Below are 16,306 nucleotides of genomic sequence, written 5' to 3'. Positions count from 1 at the left end.
TGCAGCGTGCTGGCAATATCGGCGATATCAGTCAGCGGTGCATCGACAAAAACACCAACAAAGTTAAGTGGCGCTGCGCTAACCAGCTTTGCCGCCTGCTCAACGCTGACACAACGTTTTGATGCCGGGACAAAAATAAAACCGCCATAACAGGCGCCGGCCTGCCAGGCCGCTTGAACATCCTCAGGCCGGGTTAAGCCACAGACTTTATGTTCGCCGACAATCAACATCCGGGCGGCCCTGGCCAGGTCGCTTTGCGCCATCAGTGAACTGCCCACCAGAAAGGCATCTGCGACCGGCTGTAACTGCCGTACCTGCTGATTGGTGTATATCCCCGACTCTGATACCACGGCAACCCCATCAGGGATCAGTTCCGACAGCACAAAACTGGTATTTAAATCGGTGCTCAGATCGCGCAGATTACGGTTATTAATACCAATCAGCTTTGCACCAAGTGCTACCGCTCGGCGGGTTTCCGCTTCATTACTGACTTCAGTCAGCACCGTCATATTAAGATCGCCCGCCAGTGCAGCCAGCGGCTGGTAATCTTCATCGCTTAATACCGATAACATCAGCAGCACCGCATCGGCGCCATGCAGACGGCCCAGATAGATCTGATAAGGGTCGATAATAAAATCTTTGTGCAGCAATGGCTTGTCGGTGAGCTGACGCATTATTGCCAGGTTCTGATAACTGCCCTGAAAGAAATGCTCATCAGTCAGGACGGAAATGCAATCTGCATATTGATTATATACCTGGCTTATTTCAGTTAAATCAAACTGTTGCCTGATCACGCCTTTTGACGGAGAGGCTTTTTTACATTCCAGAATAAAGCGGCTGCCCGGCTGTTGCAGCGCTGCCAGAAAGTCACGCTTGCTTGGTGTTATATCATCCACAAACCGGTGCAGTGGTTTTGTCTGTTTAAGGCCTGCCACTTCAGCGGTTTTATGCTGGATAATTTTAGCCAGCACGCCGCTGAGCTGCTCGCTGCGTCGCTCGTTAACCATGGCTGATTTCCTTAAATTGTTGCAAGGTTTGCATTGCTTTACCACTGGCCAGACATTCCAGCACTGCCCGGGTATTTATCACAAGATTATCGCCAAGCCCGGCAATTTTCAGCATAGCCGCAACGTTCATGGCCACCGCCTCGTTATGGGCGCGCTGGCCGGTGCCTGACAGTATCGCCAAAGTGGCCGCGGCATTGTCGGCCGGGCTGCCGCCAGCAAGGCTGCTAAGTGGCTGCGCGTTCAGGCCAAAATCATCAGGACACAGAGTAAACTCGGTTATCGTGTCATCCTTAAGTTGGCAGACATAAGTATTGCCATGCAGGGCAACTTCATCACAACCACTGCCATGCACCACCCAGGCCGCTTTTGTGCCCAGTTGCTGCAGCGCTTCAGCCATTACCCGGCAAAGGGTTGGATCATACACGCCCAGTAACTGAAAATCAGGTGCGGCCGGGTTAACCAGCGGTCCTAACAGGTTAAACAGCGTGCGGCTTTTCAGGGCCTGGCGCACTGGCATGGCATATTTAATGCCGGCATGGTAAAGCGGTGCAAACAAGAAACTGCAATTTGTGGCTTTTAATGTGGCGAGTGCCTGGGTAGCAGACAGCTCGATATTGACACCCAACTGCTCCAGCAGATCGGCTGAGCCTGAACGTGACGAGACACTGCGATTGCCATGTTTAATTACCGGCAGCCCCATACTGGCGCCAACAATGGCTGCTGTCGTAGAGATATTAATTGTATTACTGCCATCACCGCCGGTGCCGCAGCAATCAATACTACCGGCAAGCTTTTCAGCAAAAGGCACTGCGGCCTGGCGCAGGGCTCTGGCAGCACCGGCAATTTCCGCTGCGGTTTCGCCGCGCATTTTCAGCGCCACCAGTAAGGCGGTCAGGGGTATCGCTGGCACCTGCCCCTGTACTACTGCACTGAAGAAGGCCTCGCTCTGACTCTGGCTAAGTGACTTGCCAGTTAAGACCTGTTGCACCAGAAGCTGTACCTGGGCCGACAGCTGTTGTTGCTCGACGTTTATCATCCATCACTCCTTAATAAATAATGAATACTTTGCTGCAACAACGGCTTACCAAGGGTAGTCAGAATAGATTCGGGGTGAAACTGAAAGCCCAGCATCCGTTGTTGTTCATGGATCACCGCCATTGGAATATGCCGGTCAGTGCCAATGCAGGTCAGCGCATCTGGCAGTTCAGTAGCCATCAGGGAATGGTAACGGGCTACCGAAAACGGATTCGGCAAGCCGTTGAAGACCGGATGCGGCGCAACCCTGATACTGGCTGTTTTACCGTGCACGGTTTCGCCGGCACGGCCAACAATGCCACCATAATGCTCGGTGATGGCCTGATGCCCCAGACAAATACCGAGCACCGGATAGTGGCCGGCGACCAGACGCAGCAGCGCGGGCATACAACCGGCGTCTGCCGGGGCGCCCGGGCCGGGTGACAATACTAACAGTACCGGACCGGTTTCCTGCTGCATCTTGTCAAAAATGTATTGGGCGGGCACGGTATTTCGGTACAGTTTAACCGCATAGCCTGACTGGGCGAATTCGTCCACCAGGTTGTAAGTGAAAGAGTCGACATTATCTAGTAAATACAGCGTCGTCATAATGCGTTATTACTCCTGGCTCGGGTTAGTGGCCTGATGCCATAATGGCGCTGATCACGGCCTGGGCTTTATTACGGGTTTCCTCTGTTTCCAGTTCGGCCACTGAGTCAAACACCACACCGGCACCCGCCTGTATATAAGCGGTGTTGTTGGCAACATAGGCTGATCGAATGACAATACAGCTGTCAAAATCACCATTGCCGGTTAAATAGCCGACAGCGCCACCATAACTACCGCGGCGCTGGCTTTCCACTTTGCGGATAAGTTCAGCAGCTTTGACCTTCGGCGCGCCTACCAGAGTGCCCATATTCATACAGGCCTGATAGGCGTGCAGGGCATCCAGCTCAGGTTTTAAGGTACCGATAACCCGGGATACCAGATGCATCACATATGAATAGCGGTCTACCTTCAGCAATTCTTTGACATAGCGGCTGCCGGGCACACTGATCCTGGCAACATCGTTGCGGGCCAAATCGACCAGCATTAAATGTTCGGCTTTTTCCTTGTCATCCTGGCGCAGTTCCAGCTCAATCCGGCTATCTAAATCACGGTCAATAGTGCCATCCGCTTTAAAGCCGCGGCGCCTTGTGCCGGCAATCGGATAAATTTCCACCTGCCGGTTGCTGGCCGAAAATTTCAAAGCAGACTCAGGTGAGGCGCCGAATAACTGAAAAGCCGGATCTTTTAGATAAAACATATAAGGGCTTGGGTTAAGCTGTTTTAATTTGGCATAGGCCGCCAGCGGGTTCGGGCAGGGCAGGCTGAAGCATCGTGACGGCACTACCTGAAATACATCACCACTGACAATATGCTGCTTTAATGCCTCTACCTGGCGGCTGAATTCGGCATCACTGATATCGACCTGTAATGTGCTGTCATCGCCAGGTTTGCCAGCTGCCAGTGCTACCGGTTCAGCCAGCCGCTGCTTTAACTGCTCTAAGCGTTTACCAATGACAAAATAAGTGGCCGGGGCCTGTTCGCCACAAAACACATTGCCCACCAGCTGGCTTTGTCCTCGCTGATGATCAAGCACCAGCAGGGTTTCAGCCAGATAGAATAAAAAGTCCGGGCACTGATTATTGCCATTACCGACATCGGGCAATTGTTCGGCATTGGCCACCATGTCATAGCCGATGACCCCAGCCAGCATAATGGCAAAATCAGGCTGATTATTGGCCTCAGCAGTTTGCAGGCTGTGGCTGGTCAGCTGCTGCTGAATGACCCGCAGCACTGAAAACGGATTCGGCTGCAACAGCCGGCTGACTTCATCCAGCAGTGGGTCCGGCTGGCTGAACAGCAGGGTCAGACTATTCTGCTGTTGTGTCAGCTTTGCAACGTCTGCCAGCTTGCGGGCCAGAAAAGGTAATAAGGTGCAGCCATTCTGACTAAGTGCAGTGATAATGACTTGCATGCCGTTGCACTCAATGCGCAGTGCCGCATCAAGCAGCATCAGGCTTTTCAGGTTATCTTTGCTGTCAATCTCGGCAGATTCGAGCAGCACGGCATTATCGCTGTCAGCACTTAAACAGGCAAAGGTGGCCAGCGCATCCGGATGGTAAGGCGCTGGCATGGTAATACTGGCAACTTCGCCTTGCTGGTCGGTAATATGACTGAAAATCATAATATTAATCTCTTAAAATAAAAAAACCCGTTTCTTATCAGGAAACGGGCTTCGGTAATTAAAGCTAATACAACGCCTACACACGCCCGTTGGGTATGTGCCACCACCAGTTGGTCAGGTTAAAAGCGCTTGTATAATGCATTGAGTTTAATCACTGATTATTACAATAAAGTTGCCACATAAAACCGCGAAATGTGGCGCGCGTCAAGTGCTGTTTTGTTATATCTCAGAATTAAAAGCGTATAAGCGGCCAGATGGCTTTTGCAGCCGACTCGTTTAGCGGCATTATTTTGCAGCACTTTTTTCCAGCTCGGCCAATTGCTGCCAGATTTGCTCGCTTTGTTCGGTTAAGTCGGCATACAGCCGCATATCGCCGTTACGCTGGGCATGCATGGCCTGCTCCAGCTTACTGTCGTATGCTTTACGTAATTTTTTTGCCGGATTGGGCTTTAAAAAACCAAACATCATTACACCTTATAATAGATTTGCTGGTGGATACGCAGCGCCGGGGCGGCTGGTTCAGTAAGCAGTATGCTTTGCCAAACGACAGCGCTGTGCGACAATAGCAAGCTGATATAGAGGTAGTGATGAAATTTGACTTACACAGCCATACCTGGTGCTCTGACGGCGTATTGTCGCCGGCACAATTGGTTGCCCGGGCCGTTGAACGCGGCGTGGACGCGCTGGCAATTACTGATCACGATACGGTGGCCGGCTTAGCGCCCGCCAGGGCAGCGATTGCCGAGCAGCAACTGGCCCTCAGGCTAATCAACGGTGTCGAAATCTCGACCTGCTGGCAGCAACTGGAAATTCATATCGTTGGCCTGAATATCAATCCGGATTGCCCAACGTTACTGGCCCGGCTGGCATCACAGCAACAGCAAAGGATGGCACGCGCAGAAGAAATGGCGCGGCGGCTTGAGAAAAGCCAGATCCCAGATGTGCTGCCGGCGGTTCTGGCACTGGCGGATGGCGCCGCAGTAACCCGTACCCATTTTGCCCGCCATCTGGTCAATATAGGCAAGGCGGATTCAATTAATGCGGTATTTAAGAAATACCTGGGCCGCGGTAAAACTGGTTATGTGCCCAGTAACTGGGTAGAGATGGCTGATGCAGTGCAGTGGATCCATGATGCCGGTGGTGTCGCGGTGCTGGCGCATCCTTTAAAATACCAACTGACAACAAAGTGGGTAAAACGGCTGGCGGAGCAATTTGCTACGGCCGGCGGTGACGCGATGGAAATTATTTCACCGCAGCAAACCCCGGTACAAAAGCGTGAGCTGTGGGCATTGTGTCAGTTGCACGGTTTAACCGCGTCAGTGGGTTCAGACTTTCATCAGCAGACCAGCTGGAATGATCTTGGAAAAAATCTATATTTAACTGATGATGTTACGCCGGTCTGGCATAACTGGGCCCTGAACTAACATCTGAGCCCGATCCCTGACGGCTTATGACATGGACACTCGCTGCCTGGCAGCTGACTAACGACAGAAGAATAACAGATGAGCCAATTTTTTAATATTCATCCTGACAATCCGCAGCAACGCTTGCTAAAACAAGCGGTACAAATTATTAAGCAAGGTGGTGTCGTAGTTTATCCAACCGACAGTGGCTACGCCCTGGGCTGTCATGTCGGCGACAAAAATGCCATGGACAGAATTACCCAGATTCGTCAAATCAGCGGTGAGCACCATTTTACTCTGATGTGTCGCGATTTATCGGAATTGTCGGTCTACGCTAAGGTAGAAAATACCGCTTTTCGACTGATAAAGAACAATACACCCGGCGCCTATACTTTTATTTTACGGGGCACTAAAGAAGTGCCGCGGCGATTGTTAAATGACAAGAAAAAAACCATTGGCCTTCGGATCCCGGAAAATAAAATTGCCCAGGCTCTGCTGGCAGAACTGGGTGAACCCTTATTATCGACCAGTTTGATTTTGCCGGGGCAGCATTTTGCTGAGGCCGATCCCGATGAGATGCGCGCCCGGCTGGAGCGTCAGGTTGATTTAATTTTGCATGGTGGTGTGATAGGTGAAGATCCGACGACCGTGATCGACTTATCAGAAGAGGGTGCTACCGTGCTTCGGGAAGGTCGTGGCGATCCGACGCCTTTTATGTAAAGTCAGATGAGCAACCCGCCTGGTAATCTGACGGTACAACCCCCTTTGCCGCTGGCGTTTGTCCGCGGCGAAGCGGTGCATCAACGGCCGGACGATCTGTATATTCCCCCGGATGCGCTGGAGGTGATGCTGGATGCGTTCGAAGGTCCGCTCGACTTTTTACTGTATTTAATCCGCAAGCATAAGTTTGATATTGTCGATTTACCGGTTAACGAAATTACCCTGCAGTATATGGAGTATATTGATTTAATGCAGGGGCTTAACTTTGAACTGGCCGCCGAATATCTGGTGATGGCGGCGATGCTGGCCGAGATAAAATCACGCTTATTATTACCCAAACATACTCAGCATGATGATGAGGAGCAGGACCCGCGGGCCGAGCTTATCCGTCGCTTGCAGGAATATGAAGTGTATAAACAGGCCGCCGGTGAACTGGACAGCCTGCCACGCGACGAGCGTGATTACTTCACTGCCCGGGCCGCGCTTGCCGATAATTTCAGCCCCCTGGTTATACTGCCCGAGGTGGAGCTGACTGAGCTGGTGATGGCACTCAAAGGCATAATGCAACGGGCGAAAGATTTTCAGCATCACCACATTAAACGGGAGCATTTGTCGACCCGGGAGCGGATGAGCCGGATTTTAGATTTACTGCAACAGAGCCAGGGTTATCTGGTATTTGAACAATGTTTTGATCTGGCCGAAGGGCGTGAGGGTGTGGTGGTGAGTTTTCTGGCAATACTGGAGCTGACCAAAGAGAAAATGATAGCGCTGACTCAGGTAGAAGCCTATGGCCAAATTCACGTTAAATTAGCCCGGGAGTAGTACTGATGGCCCAGAAAATTAACGATATTCAGTTGTTGCAACTGATTGAGGCTGCTATTTTTGCCAGCGAGCAACCGCTGGGTGTCGCTGAGTTGCAGGCCACGGTGCTGCAACGTTTCACTGTCAGTAAAAGCCGGATAGATGCTACAATCCGCCAGCTTAAAGATGATTACAGTGCCCGCGGCATTGTGCTGCAGCAAACGGCTTCCGGGTTTCGGTTTCAGACCCGCCCTGAACTTAGCGATGATTTAGCCCAGCTGTGGCCCGAGCGCGCTGCCCGTTATTCCCGCGCGGTGCTGGAAACCCTGGCCCTGATTGCCTATAAGCAACCGGTGACCCGTGGTGAAATTGAAGAGGTGCGTGGCGTGACAGTGAGTAGCCAGATTATGCGCACTTTACTGGATCGGGGCTGGGTAAAAGTGGTGGGCCATAAAGAAGTTCCCGGCCGGCCGGGCTTGTACGCCACTACGCCATTGTTTTTAGATTATTTTGGCTTAAAAAGCCTTACTGATTTGCCGCCTTTGCCGGAATTTACCGCGCTGACGGCCGATCTTCTTCCCACCGTCGAGATGACAGGAGAGTTACACTAATGAGTGATAAAAGCAGCAGTGAAAAACTGCAGAAAGTATTAGCCCGCGCCGGCATTGGCTCGCGCCGGGAGATGGAAGAGTGGATCAGCAAGGGCCGGGTTACTGTTGATGGCAAGCCCGCGACGCTGGGCGATCGGGTCAGCACCAATCAGGCAGTACGGGTAGATGGCCACCCGGTGCAGCTGGCCAGTGAGGAGCAGCAAATCTGCCGGGTACTGGCATACCATAAACCTGAAGGTGAAATATGCTCGCGTACTGATCCGGAAGGCCGGCCCACGGTGTTTTCCCGTTTACCCAATATTAAAGGGGCCCGCTGGATAGCCATTGGCCGGCTGGATATTAATACCTCAGGTTTGCTGTTGTTTACCACAGATGGTGAACTGGCTAACCGCTTAATGCACCCGAAATTTGAAGTCGAGCGCGAATACGCAGTACGGGTATTTGGTGATATCAATGATGCGATGATCCAGCGGCTGCGCACCGGGGTTGAGCTGGAAGATGGCAAAGCGAACTTTAAGAAAATTAAAGCACTGCCGGGCGAGGGGATTAACCGCTGGTTTCATGTGGTTCTAACCGAAGGCCGTAACCGTGAAGTACGGCGGATGTGGGAGTCGCAGGGCGCTGTGGTCAGCCGGCTTATCCGGGTACGTTATGGCGATTTACTGCTGCCCAAGCACATTCCTGCCGGCGGTTATGCCGAATATCCGCTGGAGGAGGTGAACTACCTGCGCCAGTTGGTGCAGTTAAGCCCTGAACAGCAGACTCTGGTTAAAAGTGAAGATCGTACCGAACGTCGCCGCCGGCTGGCCAGCATGAAGCGCGCCGTGCGTAAGCATCAGATCGCTGAGAAAACCCCCGCCAAAAAAGCGGAGCCAAAACCCAAACCCGCTGCCAGGCCACAACGCGCGCCTGCCGGTAAAGGTAAGTCCACTGAGCGCCAGCCTACCGGCAAGAAGCCAACCCGGCAGGGCCAGAGTTGATATCGTAGACATTGCCCGGATAAGTTACCCCAAAAGGCGCTGCGGCGCCTTTTGTTATAGCGCCTAGCAGGGGTTACTTATTCTCAGCATAACCATTGGGGTTCTGGCGCTGCCAGTGCCAGCTGTCACGCACCATGTCAGCCAGCGTTTTTTCTGCCTGCCAACCCAGCAGCTTTAACGCTTTATCCGGTCTTGCAAAGCAACTGGCAATATCGCCCGGCCGGCGGGGCGCAATCTGATACGGAACCTCAACCTGATTAACCCGCACGAAAGCGTTGACCATCTCCAGCACACTGTAGCCGGTACCGGTACCCAGATTAATCGCTTCAATACCCTGATGATTTTCAAGATATTGCAGCGCTTTCAGATGGCCGGCGGCTAAATCGACAACGTGGATATAGTCACGGACACCGGTGCCATCGGCAGTGGGGTAATCGTTACCGAAAATATTCAGCTTATCGCGCTTACCCACTGCAACCTGTGAAATAAACGGCATCAGATTGTTGGGAATACCATTAGGATCTTCACCAATCTGACCGCTGCTGTCGGCACCGACCGGATTAAAATAGCGCAATAGGGTAATGCCCCAGTCAGGTTCTGCATTAACCAGATCTGCCAGAATATGCTCAATCATCAACTTGCTCTGGCCATACGGATTGGTAGCCGAGCGCGGTGCTGTTTCGTCTATCGGCACGGTTTTGGCATCGCCATACACCGTGGCTGAGGAGCTGAATACCAGCTTCTTAACATTAAACTCCCGCATTACCCGGCACAGGGTAATAGTACCACCGACATTATTATCGTAATAATGTAAGGGTTGTTCTGTTGACTCGCCAACCGCTTTTAAACCGGCAAAATGGATGACAGCAGCCACCGGGTATTGCCGGAAAACTGCGCTAAGTGCCGCTTCGTCGCGGATATCACCACTGAGACAAATGATGTTGCCGCCAGCCAGTTTTTCGACCCGCTTAAGTGCGGTCGCGGAAGAATTGCTGTAGTTATCAAAACTAATTACCTGGTAGCCGGCACGCAGCAGGGCTAAAGCGGTATGACTGCCGATATAACCAGCACCGCCCGTTAGCAGAATATAATTCATTTAAGGCAGCACCCGTTTGAACGGTTTAACCGTGGACTTAACGTAAACACCCGCAGTTAAGTAGGGATCACTGTCAGCCCAGCGCTGAGCATCAGCCAGAGAGGTAAATTCGGCCACCACCAGTGAGCCGGTAAAACCGGCACCACCGGGCTCATTGCTGTCTATCGCAGGTAACGGGCCGGCAAGTAATAACCGGCCTGCTTCATTCAGGGCCTGCAGCCGCGCCAGATGCGCTGGTCGGGTTGCCAACCGGTTTTCCAGACTGTTGGCCGCATCTTCAGAGTAAATCATATAGAACATGGTAAAACCCACCTACTGTTTTGTCGCAGCAAGATAGCAGATCCGGTCGCCAAAACCAATTAGCTGTGCCTTTGTAAAAGGTCGGGCTAGGATTTGCCGCGGCCTGCTGTTAGCATGCTGAGCGAATATTATAAAAATAGCCTAACAACAATTCTAATAATAAAATTCAGGGAGTCCGCAATCCAATGAAACGTGAACAATTCAGCTCCAGTCTGGGCTTTATTCTGGCGGCCGCAGGTTCGGCCGTCGGTATAGGTAACCTGGTCGCCTTTCCGGTGATGGCGAGTAAAAACGGCGGTGCCGCATTTTTAATTATTTATGCCATTTTTGTATTTTTTATCTGCCTGCCGGTCATGCTGGCGGAAATGAGTCTGGGCCGGCATACCCGGCAAAACCCGCTGGGCGCCTACACTGAAATTGGCCAGAACCGGGCCTGGCGCACCGTTGGTTGGTTGTCGGTGATTACCCCTTTTATGATTGGCGTATTTTATCTGGTTATTACCGTCTGGATTGCCGGTTATCTGGGTAAAGCAATGATGGGCCAGTTAGATAAACTTGCCGATCCTGATGGTTTTGGTTTTTTTATTAACAGCAACGAGTTGTTTGTTTATATGGCAATCGTTGTCGGCCTGACATTTTTAATTCTGCAGGGCGGGGTGAAAAAAGGGATTGAAAAAGCGACTACGGTGCTGATGCCAACGTTATTTGTTATGTTAATTGCGCTGGTTATTTACGTATTGACGCTTGATAACGCTATGCTTGGGGTCAAGTTTTTCCTGGTTCCGGATTTTAGCAAAATTAACGGTAACGTATTAAATGGCGCGCTGGCCCAGGCCTTTTTCTCGCTGTCACTGGCCATGGGCATTTTAATCACCTATGGCTCTTATATTCAGAAAAATAACAATATTGTCTCTGCCGGTAAAATGGTGGCGGCGTTATCGCTACTGGTTGCCTGTTGCTCGGGTTTGCTGATTTTACCTGCGGCATTCTCGTTTAATCCGGACATTGAAATCAGTGAATTGTCAGAATCGAGTATTGGCATGATTTTTATGTTCCTGCCAAAAATCTTCCTGGCGTTGCAAGCGGATATTGGCTATTTCGGCGCCTCATTTGTTGCTTCATTTTTCTTCCTGCTGGTTTTTTTCGCCGCCATGACCTCGCTGGTGTCTATTATTGAGGTACCCGTGGCCAGTATTATGGATGGTAAGGGACTGACCCGGCGTAAAGCATTGTATTCGCTGGGCGCGGCTATGGTGGTGCTGGCGATTATCAGCGCGTTGTCATTTGGCCGGATTGACTGGCTGAGTAATATTTTAAGTTATGGTGGCAATACCAAGTCGTTTTTTGCTCTGATTTACGACATGTTTTATGAAACCATTCTGCCGTTAAATGGGTTGCTGTTATGTTTGTTTGTGATTTACCGTTGGAAGAAACATAATCTGGATGCCGAGATGATCCAGGGGAATAGCCGTTTTGCCGGTTCGCTGTTACAGAAATATGTTAATTTTTCTCTGGGTACCTTTATTCCGGTAATTCTGGCCATTATCTTTGTCAATACAGTGCTGACCATCTATTTTGGCTACAATATGCTGACCGTATTCTTCAGTTATATTGGCTTTAACTAATCTCAGGGCTTAGCTGAATCAAACAAAGAACCCGCCAACGGCGGGTTTTTTTTGGCGGTTAAGTAAAAGCTTAGTCAGCGGCATCTGGTGGATTTTTCTGTTCAAATAACTGGCGGCGCATTGCGCTGAACTGACTTTGACATAATGCATAAGTTATCGGGCGGGTGATCAGCGGGTAAGCGATGATAAGCAGTAATACATAACCGGCGATTGCCCAGCCATCCGCTCTGGCAATTAAAATAAACAGCCCGGATAAAACAAGTAACTTGAGAATATTCAAGCCGACTTTAGTTGGTGCCGGCAGTTTATCAGCGCAGGCCCTGACAACTTGCATGCGCTGGGCAAAATTGAGACCGCGTAATTCGGGGATTTTATGGCTGTTAAAATACAACATGGTTTATCCTTGCTAAAACGGCCGCCGTAGCGGCAGGCGGATATTATAACCCGTTATTACAGCCATTGCCCATCGCCCGATCAATTTGAACGCGCTGACGGGCAAAAATTTACAGCAGGCCGCGCTTTGCCATACATGCGGCAATATCGCTCAGGCTGGCCGGATCGTCAATGGTTGAGGGCACGACATAATCCTCGCCATCGGCAATTTGCCGTAGCAGTTTACGCAGTATTTTGCCTGAGCGGGTTTTCGGTAATCGCGGCACAATCAATGCCTGCTTAAAGCAGGCCAACGCGCCTATCTGCTGGCGTACCCGTTGCACCAACTCACTTTGCAGCTGTTGTTCGCTGATATCAGCCCCGTTTTTAAGTAAAATAAAACCAACTGGTTGCTGGCCTTTCAGTGGATCGGCCAGGCCAATAACACAGCATTCGGCGACAGCCGGGTGGCTGGCCACAACTTCCTCCATCTCACCGGTTGATAGCCGGTGACCGGCGACATTAATGACATCATCGGTCCGGCCCATCACATACAGATAGCCATCATCATCGAGGTAGCCGCCATCGCCACTGGCATAATATCCCGGAAACTGACGCAAATAGCCGCTGACAAAACGTTCCGGGTTCTGCCAGATCGTGGTCAGGCAACCCGGCGGCAGCGGCAGTTTGAGCGCAATATTGCCCTGCTGGTTAGCAGGCAAAGGCTGGCCGTTATGATCGAGTATCGCAACCTGATAACCGGGCACCGGCACTGTAGCCGAGCCGGCTTTAGCGGGCAGTAACTCAATACCGGCCGGATTGGCACAAATGGCCCAACCGGTTTCGGTTTGCCACCAGTGGTCTATCACTGGTTTGCCAGTGTGGCTGACGGTCCAGTCGTAAGTGGCCGGGTCCAGTCGTTCGCCAGCCATGTAGATCCGCTCTAATCCAGTTAAATCGTATTGTTTTAATAACTGTGCATCCGGGTCCTCTTTGCGGATCGCCCGAAAGGCAGTGGGAGCAGCAAACAGCGCTTTCACGTTATATTCGGCGCAAACCCGCCAGAATGCACCGGCATCCGGGGTATACACCGGTTTGCCTTCATATAACACGCTGGTACAACCGGCCAGCAAAGGCCCATACACAATATAAGAGTGACCAACCACCCAACCGACATCTGAAGCCGCCCAGAATACCTCACCCGGCGCCATGCCATAAATGGCCTGCATACTGTAATGCAGTGCCACCGCATGGCCGCCATTATCCCGCACCACGCCTTTGGGTTTGCCGGTGGTGCCGGAGGTATACAAAATATACAGCGGGTCGGTGCTGTTTACCGGTACACAGGCTGCCGGCTGTGCCTTTTTAAGCAGACATTGCCAGTCATAATCGCGCTCTGACTTAAGCTTGGCCAAAAGCTCTGGCCTTTGCCAGATGATACAACTGTCGGGTTGATGTGCAGCCAGCTGCAAGGCGTTATCCAACAGCGGTTTATAAGCGATGACCCGGTTAACTTCAATACCGCATGATGCAGAAACAATGACTTTCGGGCTGGCGTCGTCTATTCGCACAGCCAGCTCCTGAGCGGCAAAACCGCCAAATACCACCGAATGCACGGCACCCAACCGGGCCACAGCCAGCATAGCAATCACCGCTTGCGGGATCATTGGCATGTAAATGACGACCCGATCACCTTTGGTCACCCCCCGGGCCTTTAATACGCCGGCAAACATGGCTACTTCAGCAGTCAGTTGCTGATAACTATAGTGTTGTTTGCTGCCGGTCACCGGTGAGTCATAAATCAGTGCCACTTGTTCACCGCGACCTTGCTCGACGTGATAGTCGAGCGCCAGATAGGCGGTATTCAGTTCGCCATCGGCAAACCACTGGTAGTGCTCACCATTTTGGGTAAGAATTTGGGTAGGGGCTTTATACCAGTTCAAGCGTTTTGCTTTGTCGGCCCAGAATTGCCGGCTCTGCTGGCAGGCTGACTGATATTCAGTTTGATAAGACATCGTGATTGTCCTTGTGGCGGCGGTTTTAACTACCTTAGCGAAAAACCGCCGTGTTGCCACTTAGACTTATGGCTAACCGGGCAGCAGGTTGAGCCAGTTTACTTGATACAGATCATGCCGACGGTCTTTTAAGTTAGTGACGGAGCCTTCATTGCGGATTTGCTTCAAGCGATCCAGATCTAAATCAGAGAACATCATCATTTCGGTATTTGGCGTGGTTTCAGTCATTACCGCATCATGCGGAAAGGCAAAATCCGACGGCGAGAAAACCGCAGACTGCGCATACTGAACGTCAAGGTTATCCACCTGCGGCAGATTACCGCAGCTGCCGCAGATCACGACATAACACTCGTTTTCAATGGCACGCGCCATGGCACAGTGTTTGACCCTGAGAAAACCATTTTTGGTGTCGGTCCAGAATGGCACAAACAGCACGTCCATATCCTGCTGAGCTAACAACCGGCTTAATTCGGGAAATTCAACATCGTAACAAATTAAAATACCCACCCGGCCGGCATCCGTGTCAAATACCTGCAGTTTATTGCCACCTTCAATAACCCAGTCGCGACGTTCGTGCGGCGTAATATGAATTTTGCTCTGACAGTCAATGGTGCCGTCACGCCGGCATAAGAAACTGACATTAAACAGGCTGTCACCTTCAAGTACCGGCATTGAACCGGTAATAATATTAATATTGTAGCTTACCGCCATGTCGGACATTGCTGCCTTAAACTGCTCGGTAAAACCGGCTAAAAAACGAATAGCTGCGGTCTGGTTCGATTTATCAGGGCACAGCCCCATCAGTGCGGCGTTAAAAAACTCCGGAAACAGTGCGAAGTCGCTCTGATAATCAGCCAGTGCGTCGACAAAGTATTCAACCTGTTGCAATACTTGCTCTACCGATGCCACTTCCCGCATCTGCCATTGCACGGCACCTACCCGGATCTGAGTTTTCCGGCTGTTCAAACCTGTCTGAACCGGCTCATAAAAAATATTATTCCATTCCAGTAAGGTGGCATAGCCCTGTGAGCTTTCGTCTTCAGGCAGGTATTTTTTCAGTAAACGCTTTAACTGAAAGTCATTAGATAACTGAAAACTCAGAATGGGGTCGTAAATCTCCCGGCACTTTACTGCCTCAAGATATTCGGCGGCCGACATCTCATTACTGTGCTGCTGATAATTCGGGATCCGCCCGCCGGCTAAAATTGCCCGCAGGTTCAGCTGGCGGCACAATTCTTTGCGGGCATCGTATAACCGGCGGCCCAGCCGGTAACCCCGGTAATCGGGATGGATCATTAAATCCAGACCATACAGGGCGTCACCGGTTTTGTCGTGCAGAATGGTTTCCCGTTTACCAATTAAATCGTCATAGGTATGCGGATTGCTGAAACGGTCATAGTTAACCTGAACGGTTAATGCCAGGCCAATAATCTCATCATGATCGACCAGACAAATCTGACCTTCAGCAAAATCTTTAATCAGTTTATTAATCGTGTGCTCAGGCCAGGCGCCGCCAATATCAAAGTAGACCTGGTTCATTAATGCCTTAACCTGAGGATAATCGGCTGGGGTCAGGTGGCGGATTTTTAAATGCAGATCGTCGCGCATAATTCAGGCTCCTGTTACTTGCGTCAGACAAACCATATCACCAAATATCCAATCGGTAAAAGCAGCGGCTAATTTGAATTTTATTAATATGTTCACTACTTTAAATACACGCTGGCTGAAAAAGGACGGGTCATGCCATCTGAGTTTATTAGCGTTAAACGGGTTGTGTTTGTCAGCACCCTTACCGGGTTATGCTGGCTGGCACTTACCGATAACCGGGGCTGGTGGTTCTTCTTTGCGCTTTGGTTAGCCATTCTTTACTGGCAGTACGTTAATCAATTAAATTTACCACCGATCCGCTGGCATCGATTGCCGGGGTTTTTAATGTTTTTTTCAAAACAGCTGGTGCTGGGGGCCTTTGATGTTGCCTGGCGGGCATTGGCCATTAAACCTAATATCGCTCCACAGTGGCAGTGGTATCCCGTCAGATTATCGCAGCCAGCCAGCCGGCAGCTGCTGGCAAGTTTAATTAGCCTGTTACCGGGCACCTGCAGTGCTCAGGTACAGCATCATCGGCAACGCAC

General features: G+C 51.1%; 17 protein-coding genes. 7 read left to right on the top strand and 10 right to left on the bottom strand.

Annotated elements, in window-relative coordinates; genetic code table 11:
- The 5 genes from trpCF to R3177_RS07115 all read right to left on the bottom strand — a co-directional run.
- On the bottom strand, window positions 1-1,007 hold a 1,007-nt coding region (gene trpCF, locus R3177_RS07135; protein ID WP_318970355.1), incomplete at its 3' end, for a bifunctional indole-3-glycerol-phosphate synthase TrpC/phosphoribosylanthranilate isomerase TrpF.
- Window positions 1,000-2,043 carry an anthranilate phosphoribosyltransferase gene (gene trpD / locus R3177_RS07130; protein ID WP_318970354.1) on the bottom strand — a complete coding sequence of 348 codons (1,044 nt, stop codon included), beginning with the start codon at window positions 2,041-2,043 and terminating at the stop codon, window positions 1,000-1,002. The genes trpD and trpCF, both read right to left, overlap by 8 nt.
- Entirely contained in the window at window positions 2,040-2,630 is a 591-nt protein-coding gene (locus R3177_RS07125; protein WP_318970353.1) for an aminodeoxychorismate/anthranilate synthase component II, read from the bottom strand. The genes trpD and R3177_RS07125 overlap by 4 nt, the downstream gene beginning before the upstream one ends.
- A gap of 25 nt (window positions 2,631-2,655) precedes the next feature.
- Window positions 2,656-4,251, bottom strand: coding sequence for an anthranilate synthase component 1 (locus R3177_RS07120; RefSeq protein ID WP_318970352.1), 1,596 nt, complete (start codon window positions 4,249-4,251; stop codon window positions 2,656-2,658).
- A 285-nt stretch (window positions 4,252-4,536) separates the two neighbouring features.
- On the bottom strand, window positions 4,537-4,716 hold the full coding sequence (locus tag R3177_RS07115; RefSeq protein WP_318970351.1) for a DUF6435 family protein: 180 nt from the start codon (window positions 4,714-4,716) through the stop codon (window positions 4,537-4,539).
- A gap of 122 nt (window positions 4,717-4,838) precedes the next feature.
- Here R3177_RS07115 and rnm point away from each other — a divergent pair, with 122 nt between their 5' ends.
- The 5 genes from rnm (at window position 4,839) to rluB (ending at window position 8,766) form a co-directional block, all read left to right on the top strand.
- Window positions 4,839-5,675 (top strand): RNase RNM, encoded by an 837-nt coding sequence (gene rnm / locus R3177_RS07110; protein WP_318970350.1) that lies wholly within the window; start codon window positions 4,839-4,841, stop codon window positions 5,673-5,675.
- A gap of 78 nt (window positions 5,676-5,753) precedes the next feature.
- Window positions 5,754-6,374 carry an L-threonylcarbamoyladenylate synthase gene (locus tag R3177_RS07105; protein ID WP_318970349.1) on the top strand — a complete coding sequence of 207 codons (621 nt, stop codon included), beginning with the start codon at window positions 5,754-5,756 and terminating at the stop codon, window positions 6,372-6,374.
- 6 nt (window positions 6,375-6,380) lie between these two features.
- Window positions 6,381-7,196 carry a ScpA family protein gene (locus R3177_RS07100; RefSeq protein WP_318970348.1) on the top strand — a complete coding sequence of 272 codons (816 nt, stop codon included), beginning with the start codon at window positions 6,381-6,383 and terminating at the stop codon, window positions 7,194-7,196.
- Window positions 7,197-7,201: 5 nt separating this feature from the next.
- A complete protein-coding gene (gene scpB, locus R3177_RS07095) occupies window positions 7,202-7,786 on the top strand; it encodes an SMC-Scp complex subunit ScpB (RefSeq protein WP_318970347.1) in 585 nt (194 codons plus the stop codon).
- Window positions 7,786-8,766, top strand: coding sequence for a 23S rRNA pseudouridine(2605) synthase RluB (gene rluB, locus R3177_RS07090; RefSeq protein WP_318970346.1), 981 nt, complete (start codon window positions 7,786-7,788; stop codon window positions 8,764-8,766). Before scpB ends, rluB begins: the two co-directional genes overlap by 1 nt.
- Window positions 8,767-8,839: 73 nt before the next feature.
- Here rluB and galE read toward each other — a convergent pair whose 3' ends face one another.
- Both galE and R3177_RS07080 read right to left on the bottom strand, forming a co-directional pair.
- Window positions 8,840-9,862 (bottom strand): UDP-glucose 4-epimerase GalE, encoded by a 1,023-nt coding sequence (galE, locus tag R3177_RS07085; protein ID WP_318970345.1) that lies wholly within the window; start codon window positions 9,860-9,862, stop codon window positions 8,840-8,842.
- Window positions 9,863-10,162, bottom strand: coding sequence for a YciI family protein (locus tag R3177_RS07080; protein WP_318970344.1), 300 nt, complete (start codon window positions 10,160-10,162; stop codon window positions 9,863-9,865).
- Between the two features lie 185 nt (window positions 10,163-10,347).
- On the opposite strand from R3177_RS07080, the gene R3177_RS07075 reads away from it, so the two are divergent.
- Window positions 10,348-11,787 (top strand): sodium-dependent transporter, encoded by a 1,440-nt coding sequence (locus R3177_RS07075; RefSeq protein WP_318970343.1) that lies wholly within the window; start codon window positions 10,348-10,350, stop codon window positions 11,785-11,787.
- Window positions 11,788-11,857: 70 nt separating this feature from the next.
- Here R3177_RS07075 and R3177_RS07070 read toward each other — a convergent pair whose 3' ends face one another.
- From R3177_RS07070 to R3177_RS07060, 3 genes are all read right to left on the bottom strand, one after another.
- Window positions 11,858-12,181: a DUF6170 family protein gene (locus R3177_RS07070; RefSeq protein ID WP_318970342.1), complete on the bottom strand. Its 324-nt coding sequence runs from the start codon at window positions 12,179-12,181 to the stop codon at window positions 11,858-11,860.
- A 109-nt stretch (window positions 12,182-12,290) separates the two neighbouring features.
- Window positions 12,291-14,234, bottom strand: a complete 1,944-nt coding sequence (locus R3177_RS07065; RefSeq protein ID WP_318970341.1) for a propionyl-CoA synthetase — start codon at window positions 14,232-14,234, stop codon at window positions 12,291-12,293.
- Between the two features lie 12 nt (window positions 14,235-14,246).
- On the bottom strand, window positions 14,247-15,782 hold the full coding sequence (locus R3177_RS07060; RefSeq protein ID WP_318970340.1) for a GNAT family N-acetyltransferase: 1,536 nt from the start codon (window positions 15,780-15,782) through the stop codon (window positions 14,247-14,249).
- 132 nt (window positions 15,783-15,914) lie between these two features.
- Between R3177_RS07060 and R3177_RS07055 the strand changes: the two genes are divergently transcribed.
- On the top strand, window positions 15,915-16,306 hold a 392-nt coding region (locus tag R3177_RS07055), incomplete at its 3' end, for a Na+/H+ antiporter subunit E (protein ID WP_318970339.1).

The organism is Arsukibacterium sp. (genome assembly GCF_033722355.1).
Taxonomy (GTDB): domain Bacteria; phylum Pseudomonadota; class Gammaproteobacteria; order Enterobacterales; family Alteromonadaceae; genus Alishewanella.
This window is presented reverse-complemented; position numbering and strand designations above follow the sequence as displayed.

Excerpts from the sequence above, each read along its gene's own strand:
- trpD (WP_318970354.1), bottom strand. The coding sequence starts at position 2,043 with ATGATAAACGTCGAGCAACAACAGCTGTCGGCCCAGGTACAGCTTCTG.
- R3177_RS07125 (WP_318970353.1), bottom strand. The coding sequence starts at position 2,630 with ATGACGACGCTGTATTTACTAGATAATGTCGACTCTTTCACTTACAAC.
- R3177_RS07120 (WP_318970352.1), bottom strand. The coding sequence starts at position 4,251 with ATGATTTTCAGTCATATTACCGACCAGCAAGGCGAAGTTGCCAGTATT.
- R3177_RS07115 (WP_318970351.1), bottom strand. The coding sequence starts at position 4,716 with ATGTTTGGTTTTTTAAAGCCCAATCCGGCAAAAAAATTACGTAAAGCA.
- rnm (WP_318970350.1), top strand. The coding sequence starts at position 4,839 with ATGAAATTTGACTTACACAGCCATACCTGGTGCTCTGACGGCGTATTG.
- R3177_RS07105 (WP_318970349.1), top strand. The coding sequence starts at position 5,754 with ATGAGCCAATTTTTTAATATTCATCCTGACAATCCGCAGCAACGCTTG.
- R3177_RS07100 (WP_318970348.1), top strand. The coding sequence starts at position 6,381 with ATGAGCAACCCGCCTGGTAATCTGACGGTACAACCCCCTTTGCCGCTG.
- scpB (WP_318970347.1), top strand. The coding sequence starts at position 7,202 with ATGGCCCAGAAAATTAACGATATTCAGTTGTTGCAACTGATTGAGGCT.
- rluB (WP_318970346.1), top strand. The coding sequence starts at position 7,786 with ATGAGTGATAAAAGCAGCAGTGAAAAACTGCAGAAAGTATTAGCCCGC.
- galE (WP_318970345.1), bottom strand. The coding sequence starts at position 9,862 with ATGAATTATATTCTGCTAACGGGCGGTGCTGGTTATATCGGCAGTCAT.
- R3177_RS07080 (WP_318970344.1), bottom strand. The coding sequence starts at position 10,162 with ATGTTCTATATGATTTACTCTGAAGATGCGGCCAACAGTCTGGAAAAC.
- R3177_RS07075 (WP_318970343.1), top strand. The coding sequence starts at position 10,348 with ATGAAACGTGAACAATTCAGCTCCAGTCTGGGCTTTATTCTGGCGGCC.
- R3177_RS07070 (WP_318970342.1), bottom strand. The coding sequence starts at position 12,181 with ATGTTGTATTTTAACAGCCATAAAATCCCCGAATTACGCGGTCTCAAT.
- R3177_RS07060 (WP_318970340.1), bottom strand. The coding sequence starts at position 15,782 with ATGCGCGACGATCTGCATTTAAAAATCCGCCACCTGACCCCAGCCGAT.